The 18661-nt window shown below is 60.5% G+C and carries 16 protein-coding genes; 10 read left to right on the forward strand and 6 right to left on the reverse strand.

The window, feature by feature from the left end; translation table 11 throughout:
* Positions 1–112 precede the first annotated feature (112 nt).
* Together PMI22_RS11835 and PMI22_RS11830 are read left to right on the forward strand one after the other, a co-directional pair.
* Positions 113–787, forward strand: coding sequence for a YciC family protein (locus PMI22_RS11835; protein WP_033049356.1), 675 nt, complete (start codon positions 113–115; stop codon positions 785–787).
* Between the two features lie 66 nt (positions 788–853).
* A complete protein-coding gene (locus PMI22_RS11830) occupies positions 854–1930 on the forward strand; it encodes an endonuclease/exonuclease/phosphatase family protein (RefSeq protein ID WP_033049345.1) in 1077 nt (358 codons plus the stop codon).
* Positions 1931–1991: 61 nt separating this feature from the next.
* Here the strand turns inward: PMI22_RS11830 and hrpB are convergent, their stop codons facing one another.
* Positions 1992–4508, reverse strand: a complete 2517-nt coding sequence (hrpB, locus tag PMI22_RS11825) for an ATP-dependent helicase HrpB (protein ID WP_007946634.1) — start codon at positions 4506–4508, stop codon at positions 1992–1994.
* A gap of 109 nt (positions 4509–4617) precedes the next feature.
* Between hrpB and PMI22_RS11820 the strand changes: the two genes are divergently transcribed.
* Together PMI22_RS11820 and PMI22_RS11815 are read left to right on the forward strand one after the other, a co-directional pair.
* Positions 4618–5037, forward strand: a complete 420-nt coding sequence (locus PMI22_RS11820) for a hypothetical protein (protein ID WP_007946635.1) — start codon at positions 4618–4620, stop codon at positions 5035–5037.
* 22 nt (positions 5038–5059) lie between these two features.
* Positions 5060–5953 carry a cation diffusion facilitator family transporter gene (locus tag PMI22_RS11815; RefSeq protein ID WP_007946636.1) on the forward strand — a complete coding sequence of 298 codons (894 nt, stop codon included), beginning with the start codon at positions 5060–5062 and terminating at the stop codon, positions 5951–5953.
* 32 nt (positions 5954–5985) lie between these two features.
* Here the strand turns inward: PMI22_RS11815 and PMI22_RS11810 are convergent, their stop codons facing one another.
* Positions 5986–6969, reverse strand: coding sequence for a DUF6515 family protein (locus tag PMI22_RS11810; RefSeq protein WP_007946637.1), 984 nt, complete (start codon positions 6967–6969; stop codon positions 5986–5988).
* Positions 6970–7404: 435 nt separating this feature from the next.
* Between PMI22_RS11810 and PMI22_RS11805 the strand changes: the two genes are divergently transcribed.
* Both PMI22_RS11805 and PMI22_RS11800 read left to right on the forward strand, forming a co-directional pair.
* Positions 7405–7884 carry an Lrp/AsnC family transcriptional regulator gene (locus PMI22_RS11805; RefSeq protein WP_007937367.1) on the forward strand — a complete coding sequence of 160 codons (480 nt, stop codon included), beginning with the start codon at positions 7405–7407 and terminating at the stop codon, positions 7882–7884.
* Positions 7885–8072: 188 nt separating this feature from the next.
* Positions 8073–8282: a DUF2788 domain-containing protein gene (locus tag PMI22_RS11800; RefSeq protein ID WP_007946638.1), complete on the forward strand. Its 210-nt coding sequence runs from the start codon at positions 8073–8075 to the stop codon at positions 8280–8282.
* Here the strand turns inward: PMI22_RS11800 and PMI22_RS11795 are convergent.
* From PMI22_RS11795 to PMI22_RS11780, 4 genes are all read right to left on the reverse strand, one after another.
* A complete protein-coding gene (locus PMI22_RS11795) occupies positions 8277–8918 on the reverse strand; it encodes a pseudouridine synthase (RefSeq protein ID WP_007946639.1) in 642 nt (213 codons plus the stop codon). The genes PMI22_RS11800 and PMI22_RS11795 overlap by 6 nt on opposite strands.
* Positions 8919–8986: 68 nt before the next feature.
* Positions 8987–10486, reverse strand: coding sequence for an AMP nucleosidase (gene amn / locus PMI22_RS11790; protein WP_177323432.1), 1500 nt, complete (start codon positions 10484–10486; stop codon positions 8987–8989).
* Between the two features lie 111 nt (positions 10487–10597).
* Complete coding sequence (locus PMI22_RS11785) at positions 10598–12244, reverse strand: acyl-CoA dehydrogenase family protein (protein WP_007946641.1); 1647 nt, start codon at positions 12242–12244, stop codon at positions 10598–10600.
* A gap of 96 nt (positions 12245–12340) precedes the next feature.
* The gene (locus tag PMI22_RS11780) at positions 12341–14704 is read right to left on the reverse strand and encodes a hybrid sensor histidine kinase/response regulator (RefSeq protein WP_007946642.1); all 2364 of its coding nucleotides are present in this window, start codon (positions 14702–14704) and stop codon (positions 12341–12343) included.
* 319 nt (positions 14705–15023) lie between these two features.
* On the opposite strand from PMI22_RS11780, the gene PMI22_RS11775 reads away from it, so the two are divergent.
* From PMI22_RS11775 to PMI22_RS11760, 4 genes are all read left to right on the forward strand, one after another.
* A complete protein-coding gene (locus PMI22_RS11775) occupies positions 15024–15821 on the forward strand; it encodes a hydroxymethylpyrimidine/phosphomethylpyrimidine kinase (protein WP_007946643.1) in 798 nt (265 codons plus the stop codon).
* Between the two features lie 32 nt (positions 15822–15853).
* Positions 15854–16477 (forward strand): thiamine phosphate synthase, encoded by a 624-nt coding sequence (gene thiE / locus PMI22_RS11770; RefSeq protein WP_007946645.1) that lies wholly within the window; start codon positions 15854–15856, stop codon positions 16475–16477.
* Positions 16478–16504: 27 nt separating this feature from the next.
* Positions 16505–17788: a glutamate-1-semialdehyde 2,1-aminomutase gene (gene hemL, locus PMI22_RS11765; RefSeq protein WP_007946646.1), complete on the forward strand. Its 1284-nt coding sequence runs from the start codon at positions 16505–16507 to the stop codon at positions 17786–17788.
* 224 nt (positions 17789–18012) lie between these two features.
* Complete coding sequence (locus tag PMI22_RS11760; RefSeq protein ID WP_007946647.1) at positions 18013–18567, forward strand: tetratricopeptide repeat protein; 555 nt, start codon at positions 18013–18015, stop codon at positions 18565–18567.
* Positions 18568–18661 lie beyond the last annotated feature (94 nt).

Genomic DNA, 18661 nt, shown 5'->3' on the forward strand with positions numbered 1-18661 from the left:
ATGGAGGCGAGTGCAGGATGTTTCAATGAGCTTTACCGAACGTTTACGTTTGCGCCCAAAAGGGTTTCATCGGTTAAAGTGGGCCACTGCTTCCAACCTGCGATACCGACTGATGAATCCGTTAGATGTACTGCGTGACTCCCTGTATTTCTTCAAGCGCAATCTGCGCCAGATCGTGCAGCTGTGCCTGCCGCTGGTGATCTTCGAGTCGCTGCTGCAACAAGTGGTCGACCACTCCACCGAGCCGGACAGTTTTCCCGGCGTCAGTGTGATCGTCGGCTTGCTGGTTTATCCGCTGTACACCGCCGCCCTGATTCTGTTTCTCGACGCTCGCAGTCGTGGCGAATCGCCGGGCAATCGCGCGTTGCTGTCGAGAGCCGCTTACCTGTGGCCGCGCTTCGCCCTGCTGACCGCCCTGAACACCCTGCTGATCCTGCTCGGCCTGTCGCTGTATTTCCTGCCCGGTATCTATCTGATGGTGACCCTGGCGTTCGGCGAATACCTGCTGGTGCTGCGAGGCCTGGCTCCGTTGGCGGCGATGAAGGAAAGCCTGCGCCTGACCCGTGGACATTTCATGCGCATCCTGGTGTGCATTTTGTGCGTGATGGGGCCGTTGTGGCTGCTCAAGGGCGCAACGCTGGCGGTCTACCCCGAGCCGCAGAACCCGGTGATCTCGCTACTGATCGACAGTGCCCACAGCTTCCTGCAACTGTTCACCAGCGTGGTGCTGTTTCGCCTGTTCATGCTGATCAGCGAGGTCCCTGAAAAAATCGATGGGCCACTCTGACCTTGGGTGACCACCCGTCACTCGGTTATGCTCAGGGTCAATTTCCGTAACGCTATAAGCCGAGCCATGACCCGACTGCTGCGCTACACCTTGCTGGGATTGTTGATCGTGATCGGCCTGACCGGCCTGATGATTTACAACTGGACCTGGCGCCCCGAAGCCCGGGAAGTGCTGCCGGTCAGTTGCAGTACCCCGGCGCCACCCCTGGTTCCCGGCCAGGCGCTGAAGGTGATGACCTGGAACGTCCAGTACCTGGCGGGCAAGCGCTACGTGTTCTGGAATGACCTGGCTTCCGGCACCGACGACTCCCCCACCCCCGAAGACATGGCCTTCAGCCTCGATGAAGTGGCGCGGGTGATTCGCGACGAGCAACCGGACGTTGTGCTGTTGCAGGAGCTCGACGACGGCGCCAAGGCCAGTGATTACCAGAACCAGCTCAAACTGCTGCAGGAACGGGTCGCCGACCTGTACCCATGCAGCGCCCACGCCTTCGACTGGAAGGCTGACTTCATCCCGGATCCGCACATCTTCGGCAGCGTTGGCCGGCAACTGGCAACCCTCAGCCGCTTCAAGATCGAACAAGCCCAGCGCCTGCAATTGCCGCTCGCGACCGCCAACCTGATCAGCCGTCAGTTCCAAGCGAAAAATGCCTTGCTGGTGACCTACCTGCCGTTGAGCGACGGCGGCCAGATTGCCGTGTTCAACACCCACCTGGATCGCGTAACCCAACCTGACGAGACCCTGCAAGCGCAAGTCTCGGCCGTGGCCAGGGAGCTCGACAAACTCGAAAGTAGCGGCACGCCGTGGCTGCTCGGCGGCGATTTCAACCTGTTGCCGCTGGGGCAATACCAACGCCTGCCCAGCGAGCAGCGCACACCCTATTCCGCCGACAGCGCCTTGCATGTGTTGTGGGACAAATACCCGATGATCCCGACCAACAACGAAGCCGGCGGAATCGACCGCGCGCGCTGGCTGACCCACTACCCGAACGATCCTGGCCTGAACGGCCCGGACCGGACCGTCGACTATCTGTTCTACAGCCCACGCATCAAACGGGTCGAGGCGCTGGTCAGGCAGGACGATACCTTGCGCATCTCCGACCACCTTCCCGTCATTGCGCGGTTCCTGTTGCCGGCCAACTGACAATGCAAAAACTTGTGGGAGCTGGCTTGCTCCCACAGGGTTCTTCGCAATTATTGAGGGACTATTTACGCGGTTTGATCCGCGCAGTCGCTTCAGCTACCAATGGATCATCCGGCCAGTAATGTTTCGGGTAACGGCCCTTCAAATCTTTCTTGACCTCGGCGTAGGTGCTGCGCCAGAAGTTCGCCAGATCCTGAGTCACCTGCACCGGCCGCCGCGCCGGAGACAGCAGATGCAGCTTCACCACTTGCCGCCCACCAGCAATGCGCGGGGTCTCGGCCAGGCCAAACAATTCCTGCAAGCGCACCGCGAGAATGGGCGGCTGCTCGCTGTAATCCAGACGAATCGATGAACCTGACGGCACGCTCAAATGATGCGGTGCCAGCTCATCGAGCCGTTGGGGCAGCGGCCACGGCAGCAGGTTGTGGACGATGCTCGACAGGTCCAGATTGGCAAAATGACTGAGCCGCGAAACTTTGCCCAGATACGGCATCAGCCACTGTTCGAGGCTTTTGAGCAACGCGGTGTCGCTGACATCCGGCCACTCGCTCTCGCCCTTGCCGGCTATATCCAACTGACGCAACAAGGCAACCCGCGCCTGCCACTGACGCAGCTCCGGGGTCCACGGCAACAACTCCAGGCCTTTGCGCCGCACCAGATTGACCAGTGCCTGACTGCGCGCGGTTTCGTCGAGGCCGGTCAGTGGTTCGCGGCTGATTATCAACTCGCCAACCTTGCGCTGACGCTCGGCGCGCAACACGCCTTCGCGCTCATCCCAATCCAGTTGATCGACGCAACGCACCTGCTCGGCCAACACTGAATCGAACAGCTCCGGATCGAATTCCGCCGCCAGATAAATCCGTTCCTCGCGCTGGCCCTGACGACTGCTAAGGTCGGCAATCACCAGCCACGCCTGTTTCATCAGGCTGTCAGCCTCGGCGAACAACGCCGCGCGCCCGTTGGCCAAGCGATATTCCGCACCACCTGCACGGCGTTGCTGGGCAACGCGGTCGGGATAGGCCAGCGCCAGCAGCGCGCCGAGCCAGCGCGGATGATCGGGGTCGCTGACCGGCTCCGAGGCTTTTGCGCGCAGATAACCGCGATACTGCCGTGCCAGTTGCCGGGCCCGTTGCACACCGCCCTGAGCACCCCGCGCGGCGCGTTCTTCGCCGGACAGCAGCACCAGGCGGCTGTGTAAATCGGCGCCGGCACCGCGCAAAATATCCCGCTCACCGAGCAACGCCGCGACATCGCAGGCCATGTCAGCCAAACCGAGTGCCTGGCCGCGCAACAACAAATGCGCGATGCGCGGATGTGCCGGCAGTTCGGCCATGGCCTGGCCATGGCGGGTCAGCGCTTCGCCCTCCAATGCACCCAGCCGATCCAGCAAGTCCTGCGCTTGTGCATAAGCGGCGGCGGGAGGTACATCCAGCCAGACCAACTGACCCGGTGTCACGCCCCAACGCCCGAGTTGCAACGCCAGACCTGCAAGGTCAGCCGAGAGAATTTCCGCACTGCCGTAGGCCGCCAGTTGCTCGTGCTGATCCTGCGACCACAAGCGATAACACACGCCCGGCTCCAGGCGCCCTGCCCGCCCCGCACGCTGGGTAGCGCTGGCCTTGGAGATACGCTGGGTGTCGAGACGGGTCATGCCGCTGCCGGGGTCGAAACGCGGCACCCGCGCCAGCCCGGCATCGATCACCACGCGCACGCCGTCAATGGTCAGGCTGGTCTCGGCGATGTTGGTCGCCAGCACCACTTTGCGCTTGCCCGCCGGTGCCGGATCAATCGCCGCGCGTTGGGCATTGAGGTCCAGATCACCGTGCAACGGACAGAGCAGCACCTGCGGGCTATCGCCCAGCGCATCGGCCAGTTGTTGATGCACGCGACGGATTTCCGCTTGTCCCGGCAGGAATACCAATACGCTGCCGGTTTCGTCGTTCAACGCCTCAAGGATGGTCTGCACCAGCCGTGGCTCGATAAATTCACCAGCCTGAAATGGCCGGCCCCAGCGCATTGCCACCGGGTACATCCGGCCTTCACTGCGTAGAATCGGGGCATCGTCGAGCAACCCGGCCAGGCGTTCGCCTTCCAGAGTCGCCGACATCAAAAGAATTTTCAGTGGCTGATCGTCGCGAAACAGCTCCCGGCCGTTCAGGCTCAGGGCCAACGCCAGATCGGCGTCGAGGCTGCGCTCGTGGAATTCGTCGAAGATCAGCAGACCAACGCCTTCCAGTGCCGGGTCATCCTGCAAACGGCGCGTGAGAATGCCTTCGGTAACCACTTCAATACGTGTGTTGGGCCCGACCTTGCTGTCCAGCCGAATCCGATAGCCGACGGTTTCACCGACCTTCTCGCCCAATTCACTGGCTAGACGCTCCGCCGCCGCCCGTGCTGCCAACCGGCGCGGTTCAAGCATCAGAATGGTCTGCCCGGCCAGCCAGGTCTCGTTGAGCAAGGCCAAAGGTACGCGGGTGGTTTTACCGGCGCCAGGCGGTGCTTCGAGCACGGCTTCGTGGCGTGTCGCCAAGGCTTCACGCAGGGCGGGTAAAACTTCATCAATCGGCAAAGAAATCATGCTGGCTCCCAAACAGAGCGGCGAGTATAACGACGAACTGCCGGGCGTTCGTCAGGGTCCTAATTCATATCGACGCCTTTTCGTTTTGAAATTACCCAGGAGATTTCATATGCGTGTTCCCTTTCGCCTGATTGGCGGTGTATTGGTCGCCACCCTGCTGACCCAGGTTACGGCTTGCGGCTCGATTTTCTACCCCGACCGCCGAGGGCAGATCGACGGCAAGATCGACCCGGTCGTTGCGGCACTGGATGCCGTGGGCCTGCTGTTCTACATCATCCCCGGCCTGATCGCTTTTGCGGTCGACTTCGCCACCGGCGCGATTTATCTGGAGCCAGGCAAGACCGCTCAGGTAGCCCCGGAAAAACTCAAGGAAGCAATCGGCGCCGACGGCAAGGTCGATAACCACAAGTTGCAGACTATTCTCGAAACGGAACTGGGCCGCAGCTTCCCGCTGGACGACCCACGCCTGATTCAACACAAGGGCAGCGCCCAGCAACTGGCGATGTTCGGCCTGCAACCCGCCGCGTAAACCAAAAGGAACCGCCGCACTTATGATTTCCAGCTCCGAACACGCCCGCCTGCTGCGGCTGGCGACCCGTGCCTCGGTGGCAGTGGCGTGTACGCTGATTGTCGCCAAAGGTATTGCGTGGTGGTTGAGCGGTTCGGTGAGCATGCTCGCCGGGTTGACCGACTCGGCGCTCGACGGCATCGCGTCACTGCTCAACCTGCTGGCAGTGCAATACGCCTTGCGCCCGGCCGATGACGATCACCGTTACGGGCATGGCAAGGCCGAGTCGCTGGCGGGCATGGCCCAGGCGTTGTTCATTGGTGGCAGCGCGGTGTTGATTGCCTGGCAGGCGTTTGAACGGCTACAACATCCGGAACCGGTGGGTGCGCCGTGGATCAGCATCGGCGTGATTGTGATGTCCCTGGCGCTGACGCTGGCGTTGCTGGTTTTGCAACATCGCGTCGTCAAGGCAACGGGCTCCAACGCGGTGCGCGCCGACTCGTTGCACTACCGCTCGGACATGCTGCTCAACGGCAGCATTCTGGTGGCGCTAGTGCTGGCCGGGTTTGGCTGGCATCGGGTCGACCCCTGGTTCGGTCTGGGGATTGCCGCGTACATTCTTTGGAGCGCGATCCAGATCGCCCGGGAAAGTTTTACGGTGTTGATGGATGAGGAGCTGCCGCCGGACGTCAGTCAGCACATGCTTGAATTGGCGTGCAGTGTGCCAGGGGTTTTGGGTGCGCATGATCTGCGCACGCGAGTTTCCGGCAGCCAGTGGTTCGTGCAATTGCACCTGGAACTGCCGGGGGATTTGACCTTGTCAGTCGCCCATGGCATCAGCGATCAGGCCGCCGATGCGATTCACGCCGCCTACCCGCGAGCCGAAGTGCTGGTGCACGCCGATCCTATGAAAGCAGCTTCGAGCTACAAGCCTTAAGCTTGAAGCTTGAAGCTTGAAGCTTATATCTGCTACTGAACCTGATAACCGCGACTGCTCAGGCAGTTGCCCTGAGCCTGGCGATAGGTTTGAACCACCGACGGGTCCGGTTGATAGGTTGCGGTTCGCGGGTCGAAACCACTCTGCTGCACCGCGTATTGATAGCACTCGTAACCATCCTGATTGACCTGCTCTGCCGACTGCCCATTGGCTGGATACGCCTCTACGTCATATCCGTTGCTGGCGACTTGCGGCTGCTGTTGCGGTTGAAAGGTGCCAACCGGTGGCTCGACCACGACGTAATCCCGGGTGCTCTCCTCATAGGCGTAATACGAGCCCGCCGCCAGGAACAGCACCGACCCGCCGATCAACACCTGCTCCGCGTACTCCGGCAAATAGCTGACGCGAATCCCGCGTGGTGGTTCAACCACCACATAGCGTGGGCCCAGCGGGCGATACCAGTAACCACCGGAGTAGAAATAATCCAGGCCACGGTAAGGCACGCGGTACTCACGATCCGGGAAGCGGTCGATCACGTGTCCGGGGCGATATTGCGGGCCGGGTCCCCAACCATTACCGTGGCCACTCGGGCGCCCCTGCCATTGATTGTCATTGGTTGGCGCACCGATATAGCCGTTCCAGTGCGGGTTGTTGTCATTGCGTCGCGGCACGTCCTGATAGTAACCACGCTGCGGCGGCTGGGTCTGGCGCACGGTGTCGGGCCGGGGCTGGATCGGCAGGTCATTGGCCGGCAGTTGTGGCGGGGGCGGCGGCGATCGAACCGGATTGTTGAAGTCGGGCTGCGGCCGGCTCTGCCACTGGCCATTGTTCTGATTCTGGCCGTTGTGCTCGAAATGGCGGTTGTGTTCGCCACGATTGACGTCGTTGTTCTGCGGATACGGCGGATTATTGCCACCATCGGGCCCACGGTTTTGTTGATCATCGGCCAGCGATTGCGCAGTGAAACTGACACACAACAAACCAACACCGGCCAAACGCCAGATGCGCGACTTCATGCTCTTCCTCACTGCGGGTTGGAGCCTGTACGTAAGACTGGAAAAGCACAGGCCGGTTCTGCAACAGGTTATCAGTCGCGAAACTTATTTATTGAGGGCGGAACATAACTGGCGGGAAAAAGAAAAGGGAGACCCGTCGGCCTCCCTTTGAGAACTTCGTCCGTGCTCGACGCTTTTGACGTCGGCTCACCTCACGCCGTCTTGTGGACAGTGTGCAGCTCGGGGGCCGGCACATCCCCGGTGGGGGTGGCGGCCGCGGCTGGCCTGATTGGGCGAGCCGCTGTGGACTGTTTGTCCGAGCAGTGATTCTGGTGATAAGAATAGGCCTGAGGCGCCGGCAGAGGATTGCGAAGATTGCTTAATTAAACACCACTTGCGCAATTTTTAACCCTGGATAGATAATCTGCCGCAATAGTTACGACAAGGGACTGATTGATGAGCAAACTCGACCGATACGACTTGAGCATTTTGGCGGAATTGCAGCGTGATGCGCGCATCTCCAACCAGGAACTGGCCGAACGCATCGGCCTGTCGCCTTCGCCATGCTCGCGCCGGGTCAAGCAACTGGAGGACGATGGCTACATATCCCGCCAGGTCGCCCTGCTGGACCGCAAGATGCTCGGTCTGAGCCTGACGGCTTACGTGCTGATCGGCATGGACCGGCACACGCCGGAACGATTCGAGAACTTCGAAGCGGCGATTCGGACTTTGCCGCAAGTGCTGGAATGCAGCCTGGTAACGGGGATGGATGCCGACTATCAGTTGAAGGTGGTGGTACCGGACATGGATCACTACCAGAAACTGCTGCTGGGGCACCTGACCCGGATTGAAGGGGTGACCAGCGTGCGGTCGAGTTTTGTGTTGAACCAGGTGCTCAACAGTACCGAGTTGCCGCTGACTCATCTGCGCAGCTGAGGACGCCATCGCGGGCAAGCCCGCTCCCACAAGGTTTTGTGTCAGACGCAAAACCTGTGGGCTTGCCCGTGAAGAGACCGGCACAGGCGACGAATGACTGCGACACACCGACGCAGGTCAATGCTCCGCCAATTCTCAGTGGCGTATACTCCAGCGCCTTTTAGTCTCGCCTACGCTGGAGATGTTCGATGGATCCTGCAGTATTTGAAGAGTGGATGATGACTGGCCTTGTCAGCATCCTGATCATTTTCATGGGTTTCATCGTCTGGGATCTGGCGAAGAAGTCCAAGGCCGGGCGCTTTGGCTCGCTCATTCTGTTCTTTGTCCTGGGCCTGGGCGTGGCCGCGTTCATCATCAAGAGCGTAGTGATCGGCCTGATCGAGTCCGGCACGTTATAAACGCGCCGGCACTTCTTTCCACTGACCCTGATCGAGCCCGTCGATTGTCCAGTCGCCGATTCTGACCCGCACCAGCCGCAACGTCGGCAAGCCGACCGCCGCCGTCATGCGCCGCACCTGACGGTTTCGCCCTTCGCGAATCACCAGCTCCAGCCAGCTCGTCGGCACGCTTTTGCGAAAGCGCACGGGCGGGTTGCGGGGCCACAGTTCCGGCTCTTCAAGCTGGCGCGCCTCGGCCGGCAAGGTCATCCCGTCGTTCAGTTCGACACCCTCGCGCAACCGCTGCAATTGCTCGGCACTCGGCTCACCTTCCACTTGCACCCAATAGGTCTTGGCCAGTTTGTGTTTCGGGTCGGCAATCCGCGCCTGGAGCTGACCATCGTTGGTCAACAGCAGCAAACCTTCGCTGTCACGGTCCAGCCGTCCTGCCGGGTAAATCCCCGGGATGTCGATGTAATCCTTGAGCGTCGCGCGCCCTTCGCCGTCACTGAATTGGGTCAGCACGTCGAACGGTTTATTGAAAAGGATCAGCTTCGGCTCGGCCGGCGGCGCTTTGGCGACACGGCGCGGGGCTGAGGAGGATGGCGCAGGCTTCGCGCCAGGGCGGCGAGAAACGGGACGTTGTGGACGGGACATGGGGAAAGAAACATCTAACGGTCAGGGCTGCTAATGCTAGTTCCCTGACCGCTAAATGACCATGTCTGTCAGCGAAATGGTGGCTCGTCGAAGCTGCGCAGTTTGCGCGAGTGCAGCGAGTTGAGTTCGGTGCGCAAAAGGTCCACTGCCTCGATGCCGATCTTCAAGTGCTGGCTGACTGCACGCTCATAGAAGGCGTTGGCCGATCCCGGCAGTTTGATTTCACTGTGCAACGGTTTGTCCGAGACACACAGCAATGTGCCGTAGGGCACACGCAAACGATAGCCTTGGGCGGCGATGGTGCCGCTTTCCATGTCCACCGCTACAGCGCGAGACAGGTTGATCAACGGACGTTCCTGGGCCCAACGCAATTCCCAGTTGCGGTCGTCGTAAGTCAGCACGGTGCCGGTGCGCAGGCGTTTTTTCAGCTCATCGCCCTTTTCGCCGGTGATGTTGGCCGCCGCTTGTTGCAACGCCATCTGCACTTCAGCCAGGGCCGGAATCGGAATGTTCGGTGGCACGACCCGGTCGAGAATCCCGTCGCGGCGCATGTAAGCGTGCGCCAGTACGTAGTCGCCAATGGTCTGCGACTGACGCAAGCCGCCGCAGTGCCCGATCATCAGCCAGCAATGCGGACGCAGCACCGCCAAGTGGTCGGTGATGTTCTTGGCGTTGGACGGGCCGACGCCGATGTTCACCAGGGTCACGCCGTGGCCATCGCTGGCGATCAGGTGATAGGCCGGCATCTGGTAACGGTGCCAGACCACGCCCGCCGCAATCGCCGATGCTTCGCCGTGATCCATGCTCTTTTCGATGATCACGTTGCCCGGCAAGACCATGCGCACAAAACGCGGGTCGCTGCGCAATTGCTCCAGACCATGGACGATGAACTGGTCCACGTAGCGGTGGTAGTTGGTCAACAGAATCCAAGGCTGCACATGACGCCAGTCACTGCCGGTGTAATGCACCAGTCGGCGCAGGGAAAAGTCCACGCGCGCCGCATCGAACAGCGCCAGTGGCAGCGGGTCGGTGTTTTCCCAATCGTACAAGCCATCGGCAATGCCATCCGTCGCGGCGGACAAATCGGTACTCGGGAATACTCGCGCCAGCACGGCAGCGGTCACACCGGAGCCGGCCAGTTCATCGCCCTGCTCGACCACATACGGATAAGGAATGTTTTGCTGACTGATGCCGACTTCGACGGTCACGGTGAAGTCGTGCATCAACGGCACGAGTTGTTCCAGCAGGTATTTACGGAAAGCGGCCGGATGGGTGACGGTGACACTGTAGGTCCCCGGCAGTTGAACCTTGGCGTAGGCGCGCGTGGTCTGCGGGACTTCGCCCTGACAGTGATAGGTCAGGCGCAGTTCGGGATAACGAAACATCGCACGCTGTTCGGCGTCCGGCTCGACACGATCCTTGAGGTAACGCTTGAGCGCCTGATTCAGCGCGGTGGTTGCACGATTGTGCAAGTGCGCAAGCTGGTCCACGGCTTGCTCGGCGGTTTGAACGACAATAAAAGCTTCGGTCACGATCAGCATCCTGTGTTCTGACTTGCAGACCTTCATCTTGCCTGCATCGTCGCTTCACGGGAACAGTGGCGGCTACACAAATGCCAAGTCCAGCGCGGATCCAATGTGGGAGCGAGCCTGCTCGCTCCCACAGGGATCCGGAGTCGCTCACATAAGTGGAGTCGACCGGGTGACAATCGCTTCCACATCCAGCCCACGCGGCAACGCGCCATACACCCGCCCCGCTGATCCCAGTCGACTGGTGATAAACGCATCACTGACCGCCGCATTCCCCGCCTCCAGCAATAGCTTCGCCTGAAGCCCCAACGCAATGTCTTCGGTCAACTGCCGCGCGCGGTACTGAATGTCGCTGGTATCCTTGAACGCCGCCTGCAACTGGCTGATGTGCGCGGCCAGGCGTTTGTCACCATGGCCATCGCCCAACTCGCTGAATAGCACGTCGAGCACACCCGGCTCTTTCGACAGCGCTCGAAGTACATCCAGGCACTGCACGTTGCCGGAACCTTCCCACGTCGAATTGACCGGCGCCTCACGGTACAGGCGCGGCAGGATGCTTTCTTCGACGTACCCGGCGCCGCCCATGCATTCGGCGGCTTCGTTGATCATCGCGGGGGCGCGTTTGCAGATCCAGTATTTGCCCACGGCCGTCACCAGTCGGGCGAATTTCGCTTCCTGGCTGTCGTCCAGATGATCCAGCGCCTTGCCCATGCGCAGGCTCAAGGCCAGGGCGGCTTCGCTTTCCAGCGCCAGATCGGCGAGTACGTTTTGCATCAACGGTTGTTCGCTGAGCAACTTGCCGCCGACGCCGCGGTGAGCGCAGTGATGACTGGCCTGGGTCAGGGCCTGGCGCATCAATGCACTGGAGCCGACCATGCAATCGAAGCGGGTCATGGCGACCATTTCGATGATGGTTGGCACGCCCCGCCCTTCTTCGCCAACCATCCACGCCAGCGCACCACGAAATTCCACTTCGCTGGAGGCGTTGGAACAATTACCCAGTTTGTTTTTCAGGCGCTGGATGTAGAACTGATTGCGCGTGTCATCGGGGCGATGGCGCGGCAGCAGGAAACAGGTCAACCCCTTGTCAGTCTGCGCCAGGGTCAGAAAGGCGTCGCACATCGGTGCCGAGCAGAACCACTTGTGGCCGACCAGTTCGTAGGCCTGTCCCGGACCGCTGGCGCCGACCGGATACGCCTTGGTGGTGTTGGCACGCACGTCGGTGCCGCCCTGCTTCTCGGTCATGGCCATGCCGATGGTCACACCGGCCTTGTGCGCCATGCCGACGTTACGCGGGTCGTATTCGGTAGAAAGGATTTTCGGCAGCCATTGCTCGGCCAGATCCGGTTGCAGGCGCATCGCCGGAACGCTGGCAAACGTCATGGTCAATGGGCAACCGCTGCCGGCTTCAGCCTGGCTATGCAGATAACTCATGGACGCGCGGGCCACATGCGCACCCGACTGCGGATGGGCCCAAGGCAACGAAGTCAGCCCGTGCTCGACCGCTGTGCTCATCAATTTGTGATAGGCCGGGTGGAACTCCACCAGATCAATGCGATGACCATAACGGTCATGGCTGACGAATACCGGTTTGTTCTGGTTGGCCAGAAACCCGGCTTCCATCAAGGGCCCGCCCGCCAGTGCGCCGTACGCGTCGATCCGCGACTCGGCCCAACCAGCCCCGAACCGCCGCGACCATTCCTGCAATGGCAAGTCGATGCGATACAGGTTGGTGCCGTCCAGCGACGGAGGCTGGTTGGTGACTTCGTGGGTTTCGGCGAACTGATGCAGGTTCATGACGAGGGCTCCTTTGGGTCAGCCAAGGAAGTCAGTTAAGCACTGCCCCGAGGTTGAACAAAGTGGCATATCCGCCGAACTGTCGGCGCTTTCGCCCTACCCTGGGCACAACACCCGACGATAGAGCGCGGCCTGCAAATCTTCGAATTTCACCGGTTTGTTCAGGTAATCAATCAAGTCACCGGTCGGGCAGCGTTCACGATCCACACTCAGAGCCACCACGAACACCGGCAAGTCGGCGCAACCTGGCAAGGCGCGGATCTGGCAGCACAGGGAGAGGCCGTCTTGAGGCGGCAACTGACCATCGACCAGCACCGCATCAAAGGTTTCACGCTGCAACTGATCGACCGCGCTCAGGCCGTTGTCGGCGGAACGCACCCGGAACCCGAGCTTGAGCAACATGCCGCGCATCACTAACTGGTTGACGCTGTTGTCATCCACCAACAACACGCTGCAATCCTGCGGTAAGCGCAAACGCCCAAAATCGCCGCTCATCAACGGTACAGGCGGTCGCTCTACCACCGGCAAATCAAAGTCGACATCTAGCTGGAAGCGGCTGCCGCTGCCCGGCTCGGAGCGGTGCGTCAAGCGCCCACCGAGCAGTTCGACGAGTTGCCGACAAATCGCCAGCCCCACGCCCAGACCGCCGTATTCGCGAGTCATTGAACCGTCGAGCTGGAAGAAACGCTGATACATCGTCGCCTCCCCCAGATCGGTGAAGCCGATACCCGTGTCGATCACCGCAAACGACAAAGACAACCGACCGTTTTCCACCGGCTTGCCCGTCACCCGTAGCGCCAAGCCGCCGACTCGGGTGAACTTGATCGCGTTATCCAACAGGCATTCCAGGCATTGCGTCAGTTTGGTGCTGTCACCGTGCAAGCGATCCGGCAGTCCCGAGGCTACGTCGACTTTGAAGTCCAGCGACTTGCTCGATGCGTTGACCTCGAACTGCGCGCGCAAGGCATCGACCACGCCCCGCAAGCTGAACGCTGCAGGGGAAACCTTGAGCGTGCCAGCCTGCAATTCGGTCAGGGTCAGGATGCCGTTGACCATGCGCATCATGTCCCGCGCGGAACCGGCGGCGGTTTGCTGGTATTGCTCCAGCTCAGGATCCATCTCGACGGTCTGCATCAACTCCAGCGAACCGATCACACCGTTCATCGGGGTGCGCAATTCGTGGGTCAGGGTGGCGAGGAATTCATCTTTGAGCTTGTTACCGTGAGCCAGTTGCTGGTTCAGCACTTCGAGTTTTTGACCCGCATCAAACAGCGTTTGCGCTTGCTGCTCGCGCATGGCGTTGATTCGGTCAGCCAGGGCCAGCGACAACAACGCCACTTCGATCGCTGAGCCGATCTGGCTCGAATACATGGTCAGGAACACGTTCGGCAGGTAACCCAGCACCATCAGCGTATTGACGACGCCACCGAGCAAAAACGCCGACCAGGCAATGATGAAATACCGCGCCACACGCAAGCCACGCAACCAGGCACACAACCCGGCGGCGAAAATCACCACCGTGAAGGTCAAGGCCAGGGCAGTGGCCAGTCGCAAGGCCAGGGCGTAACTGGCCATCAATGACAGCCCGATCACCACTGCGCTGAATGCAATCAATGCCAGCAGCATACGATCGAGCCAGCGCCCGTAAGAACCTGTCTGCAAGAAGCTACGGGCGAACTGGCTGCCAAACAGCCCGGCGCAACCGATGAAGAATGGTGTGGCGGCGTTGGCCCACCACGGATTGTCAGGCCAGAAATATTCCACAGCCGCGCCGTTGACCGACAGCTGATACAACCCGAACGAGGCGATATAGAAAATGTAATAGAGGTAGCTGGTGTCACGCACGCTGAGGTAGATGAACAGGTTGTAAACCAGCATCCCCAACAACACACCATAGATCAGCCCCAACACATAAAGCCGGACCGGCTGTTCTTCGAGAAAAGCGGTGCTCGACCACAAGGTAACCGGCGCCTGGATCGAGCCTTGACTTTGCAGGCGCAGGTACACCGTTTGTACCTGGTCAGGCGTGAATTTCAAATCGAACAGGTAGTTGTTCTGGCGGATCTCGCGCGTGGAAAACGGTAATGCATCGCCGGTCTGCCGCACCAATTGATAGCTGCCGGCAGCATCGGGCAAAAACAGATCAAGGTGATCAAGGGGCGGATAGGCCAGTTCGAGCAGCCAGGTGCGTTGTGCTTGCGGGTTGGTCGGGCGGTAGAGCAGGTCGATTTTCAGCCAGAACACCGAACGCGAATAACCGGCGTTGAGCGTCGCTTTGTCGTGGGTCTTGAAGTTACCGGCCGCGGCTTGCGCACGGACATCGGCGATGGTCGCCTGACCACCCGCGTCTTCGTACACTTGCAGGCTTCGGCCCAAAGGCAGGCTTTGAGTGAACTCGTCGAACTCGACGGCGCTCGCCATGAGGGGCAAGCAAAGCAGCAATATCAGCAAATAGCGCATTTAAGCCCCAGCGTGGCCTGTCCGGTTATCTCAGGAAGCCCCTCATTCCTTTTGAGTAGACGTAAAACCGGCATTACCTGTTATTGGTTTGGATCCACTCTAGCATAGCCGTTGATGGCCAATGAACACCATTGAAATTTTTCATTCAAAGGCTCTAGCCCGGACATTACAGCCGCACACACAACACAAAACGCGCTGTTTTGCTCAGGTTATGACAGTGCATCGGCCATTCTGCGCATTCCTGTAGCCGCTGGTGAAGCCTGCGGCTACATAGTCCGTCTCATGACTCGCTGGTCGACTGGTGATAAGCTCGCGCACCATGAATATCTACAGCTCTCGCCCCGTTGTCCTCTGTCTCTCCGGCCACGACCCAAGTGGTGGCGCCGGCTTGCAGGCAGATATCGAAGCCCTGCTCGCTCAGGGTTGTCATGCGGCCCCGACCGTTACCGCCCTGACCGTGCAAGACACGGTCAACGTCACTGACTTTCGCGTCCTCGATCGTGAGTGGGTGTTGGCCCAGGCCAATGCCGTACTCAACGACTCCGAAGTCGCCGCGGTCAAACTGGGCATGCTCGGTTCCCTGGAGATGGTCGACACGGTAGTCGAACTGCTCTCCGCGCACCCGCACCTGCCAGTGGTCTGCGATCCGGTGCTACGTGCCGGTGGTGGTGGACGACTGGGCAAGGATGAAGTCGGCTATGCCATGCGCGAACGCCTGCTGCCACTGTCCATCATTGCCACCCCTAACTTGCCTGAAGCGCGCATCCTCGCCGAACTGCCCGAAGGCACCGCCGACGAGTGCGCCGAAAAACTGCTGCCATTCGTCAAACACCTGCTGATCACCGGTGGCCATGGCGACGAACACGAAATCCACAATCGCCTGTACAGCCGCGACGGCCTCCGCGAAACCTTTACCTGCCAGCGCTTGCCCGGCAGTTATCACGGTTCGGGTTGCACACTGGCCAGTGCCCTGGCCGGTCGTCTGGCCCAGGGTGAAAACCTCGCCAGTGCCGTGCAGACCGCGCTTAACTACACATGGCGAACCCTGCGTGACGCGGAGCAATTGGGCAAAGGCCAGTTCGTGCCGCGCCGTCTGCCGCTGGATTTCTGTTCGTAACTTCTAATTAGTCATGCGGTGAGGCTTGCTCGATGAAACTACGTGGCCTGTACGCTATTACCGACCGCCAGTTGCTGGCCGGTAAACTGCTTGAGTACGTGGAGGCGGCGCTGGAAGGCGGCGTCACCCTGCTGCAGTACCGCGACAAAAGCACCGACGAGGCCCGCCGCCTGCGTGAGGCCGAAACCTTGCGCGATCTGTGCAACCGCTATAAGACCCAGCTGATCATCAATGACGATGCCGAACTGGCCGCACGCCTGAACGTCGGTGTGCACCTGGGCCAGACCGATGGTCCGCTGTCGCCGACCCGCGCTCTGCTCGGCTCCAAAGCCATCATCGGCTCGACCTGCCACGCGCAGCTCGAACTCGCCGAACAAGCCGCGAAGGAAGGCGCCAGTTATGTCGCCTTCGGCCGCTTCTTCAATTCCAACACCAAACCCGGCGCCCCCACGTGCAGCCTCGAACTGCTCGATCAGGCCCGCCGCACACTGCACCTGCCGATCTGCGCGATTGGTGGCATCACCCTGGAGAACGCCGCGCCACTGGTGGCCCACGGGGCAGATCTGCTGGCGGTCGTCCACGGTCTGTTTGGCGCCGAGAGCCCTGGTGAAGTGACACGCCGCGCCCGCGCCTTTAACGAACTGCTTTTTAAGTAGCTTAAAATCTGATTTGAGAGCCCGACCATGTCTCGTTCCGAAACCCTGTTTGCCAATGCCCAGAAACACATCCCCGGGGGCGTGAATTCGCCTGTTCGCGCGTTCAAAAGCGTGGGTGGTACCCCGCTGTTTTTCAAACATGCCGAAGGCGCTTACGTCACCGACGAAGACGACAAGCGTTATGTCGACTACGTAGGTTCCTGGGGCCCGATGATCCTCGGCCACAGCCATCCGGACGTGCTGGACGCGGTGCGTAAACAGCTGGAACACGGTTTGTCCTACGGCGCCCCGACCGCGATGGAAACCGAGATGGCCGACCTGGTCTGCTCGATCGTGCCATCAATGGAAATGGTGCGCATGGTCAGCTCCGGCACTGAAGCAACCATGAGCGCGATCCGCCTGGCCCGTGGCTTCACCGGCCGCGACAACATCATCAAGTTCGAAGGCTGCTACCACGGTCACTCCGACAGCCTGCTGGTCAAGGCCGGTTCTGGCGCATTGACCCAAGGCGTACCGAGCTCGGCCGGCGTGCCGGCGGACTTCGCCAAACACACCCTGACCCTGCCGTTCAACGACATCGACGCGGTGGAAACCATGCTCGCCGAAGTCGGCCGTGACGTAGCGTGCATCATCGTTGAGCCGGTCGCCGGCAACATGAACTGCGTACCACCGGCGCCGGGTTTCCTCGAAGGCCTGCGGACCCTGTGCGACAAGCACGGCGTGGTGCTGATCTTCGACGAAGTGATGACCGGTTTCCGCGTCGCCCTCGGCGGTGCACAAGCGCACTTCGGCGTTACGCCGGACCTGAGCACCTTCGGCAAGATCATCGGCGGCGGCATGCCGGTCGGCTGCTTCGGCGGCAAGCACGAAATCATGTCGCACATCGCGCCATTGGGCCCGGTGTACCAGGCGGGCACGTTGTCGGGTAATCCTCTGGCCATGGCCGCCGGCCTGACCACCCTGCGCCTGATCAGCCGTCCGGGGTTCCATGCCGAGCTTAGCGACTACACCAGCCGCCTGCTCGACGGCCTGCAACAGCGCGCCGATGCCGCAGGCATTCCGTTCGTGACCACGCAGGCGGGCGGCATGTTTGGCCTGTACTTCAGTGGCGCTGACGACATCGTCACCTTCGATGACGTGATGGCCAGCGACGCGGCCCTGTTCGGTCGCTTCTTCCACTTGATGCTCGAAGGCGGGGTGTACCTGGCGCCGAGCGCTTTCGAAGCCGGCTTCACCTCAATCGCCCACGGCGAGGCCGAGTTGAAACTGACGCTGGATGCCGCCGAGCGCGCATTCGCCGCATTGAAATAACGCTCTGCCGCTGACGTTGGCGACTGCCAGCGTCAGCTTTTACCTACATTCGCACCGTTCTTCCTACGCTACTGCTAATAATCTCCCGCAAATTGGGCGATATATTCCCCGCGCAGCAGAAAAACGAGTAAAGACTTTGTAAGGTTGGCCCTGCTTATTTCATAATGCGCGCTTATTGGATCCCTCGATGGGTCCGCGCGCCCTTCAGAGGTAAGTCGATTCTCATGAACCGCACCGGCCGCGCCCTTTCAATGGGCTGCCTGTTGCTCCTTCAGCCCCTGCTCGCGCTCGCACAAGCAGGCGGCAACTCGTTGTTAATCCCAGCGATGGGTCGCTGCACCCTCAATACTCAGCCGCAAGACCTGACGCAAGCGCTCGCCGCCTGCCAGAAAGCGTCGGATGAAGGGGATGCGCAAGCGCAATACGAGTTGGGTGAGTTCTACTACAACGGCAAAAACACGCCGCGCGACCTCAATAAAGCCCTCAGCTATTTCGAAAAAGCCTCCCTGCAAGGCCACGCGCAGGCGCAATTCAAACTGGGCACCATGTTCTTCCACGGCGAAGGCGTACCGGCCAACAACATTCAGGCGTACATCGTGCTGAAGATGGCGGCGGTCAATGGCGCGGAAGATGCGCTGGACACGGCGGATGAAGTGGCCGAGAAAATGCCGCGCGAAGAACTTGAAGTGGCGACTCAAGTGCTGGGACAAATCTTTCGTAAATACCTGATGGAATTGCAGAGCGCGGATGGGCGAACGCCGTTTTCGCCACTGCCCTGATTTCTGTATTGATCTGACTGGCCCCTTCGCGAGCAAGCCCGCTCCCACAGTTGATCTCCTGTGAACACAACATTTGTTAACACTAGAGATTCTG

The sequence above is a fragment of the Pseudomonas sp. GM21 genome (assembly GCF_000282215.1).
Lineage (GTDB): Bacteria > Pseudomonadota > Gammaproteobacteria > Pseudomonadales > Pseudomonadaceae > Aquipseudomonas.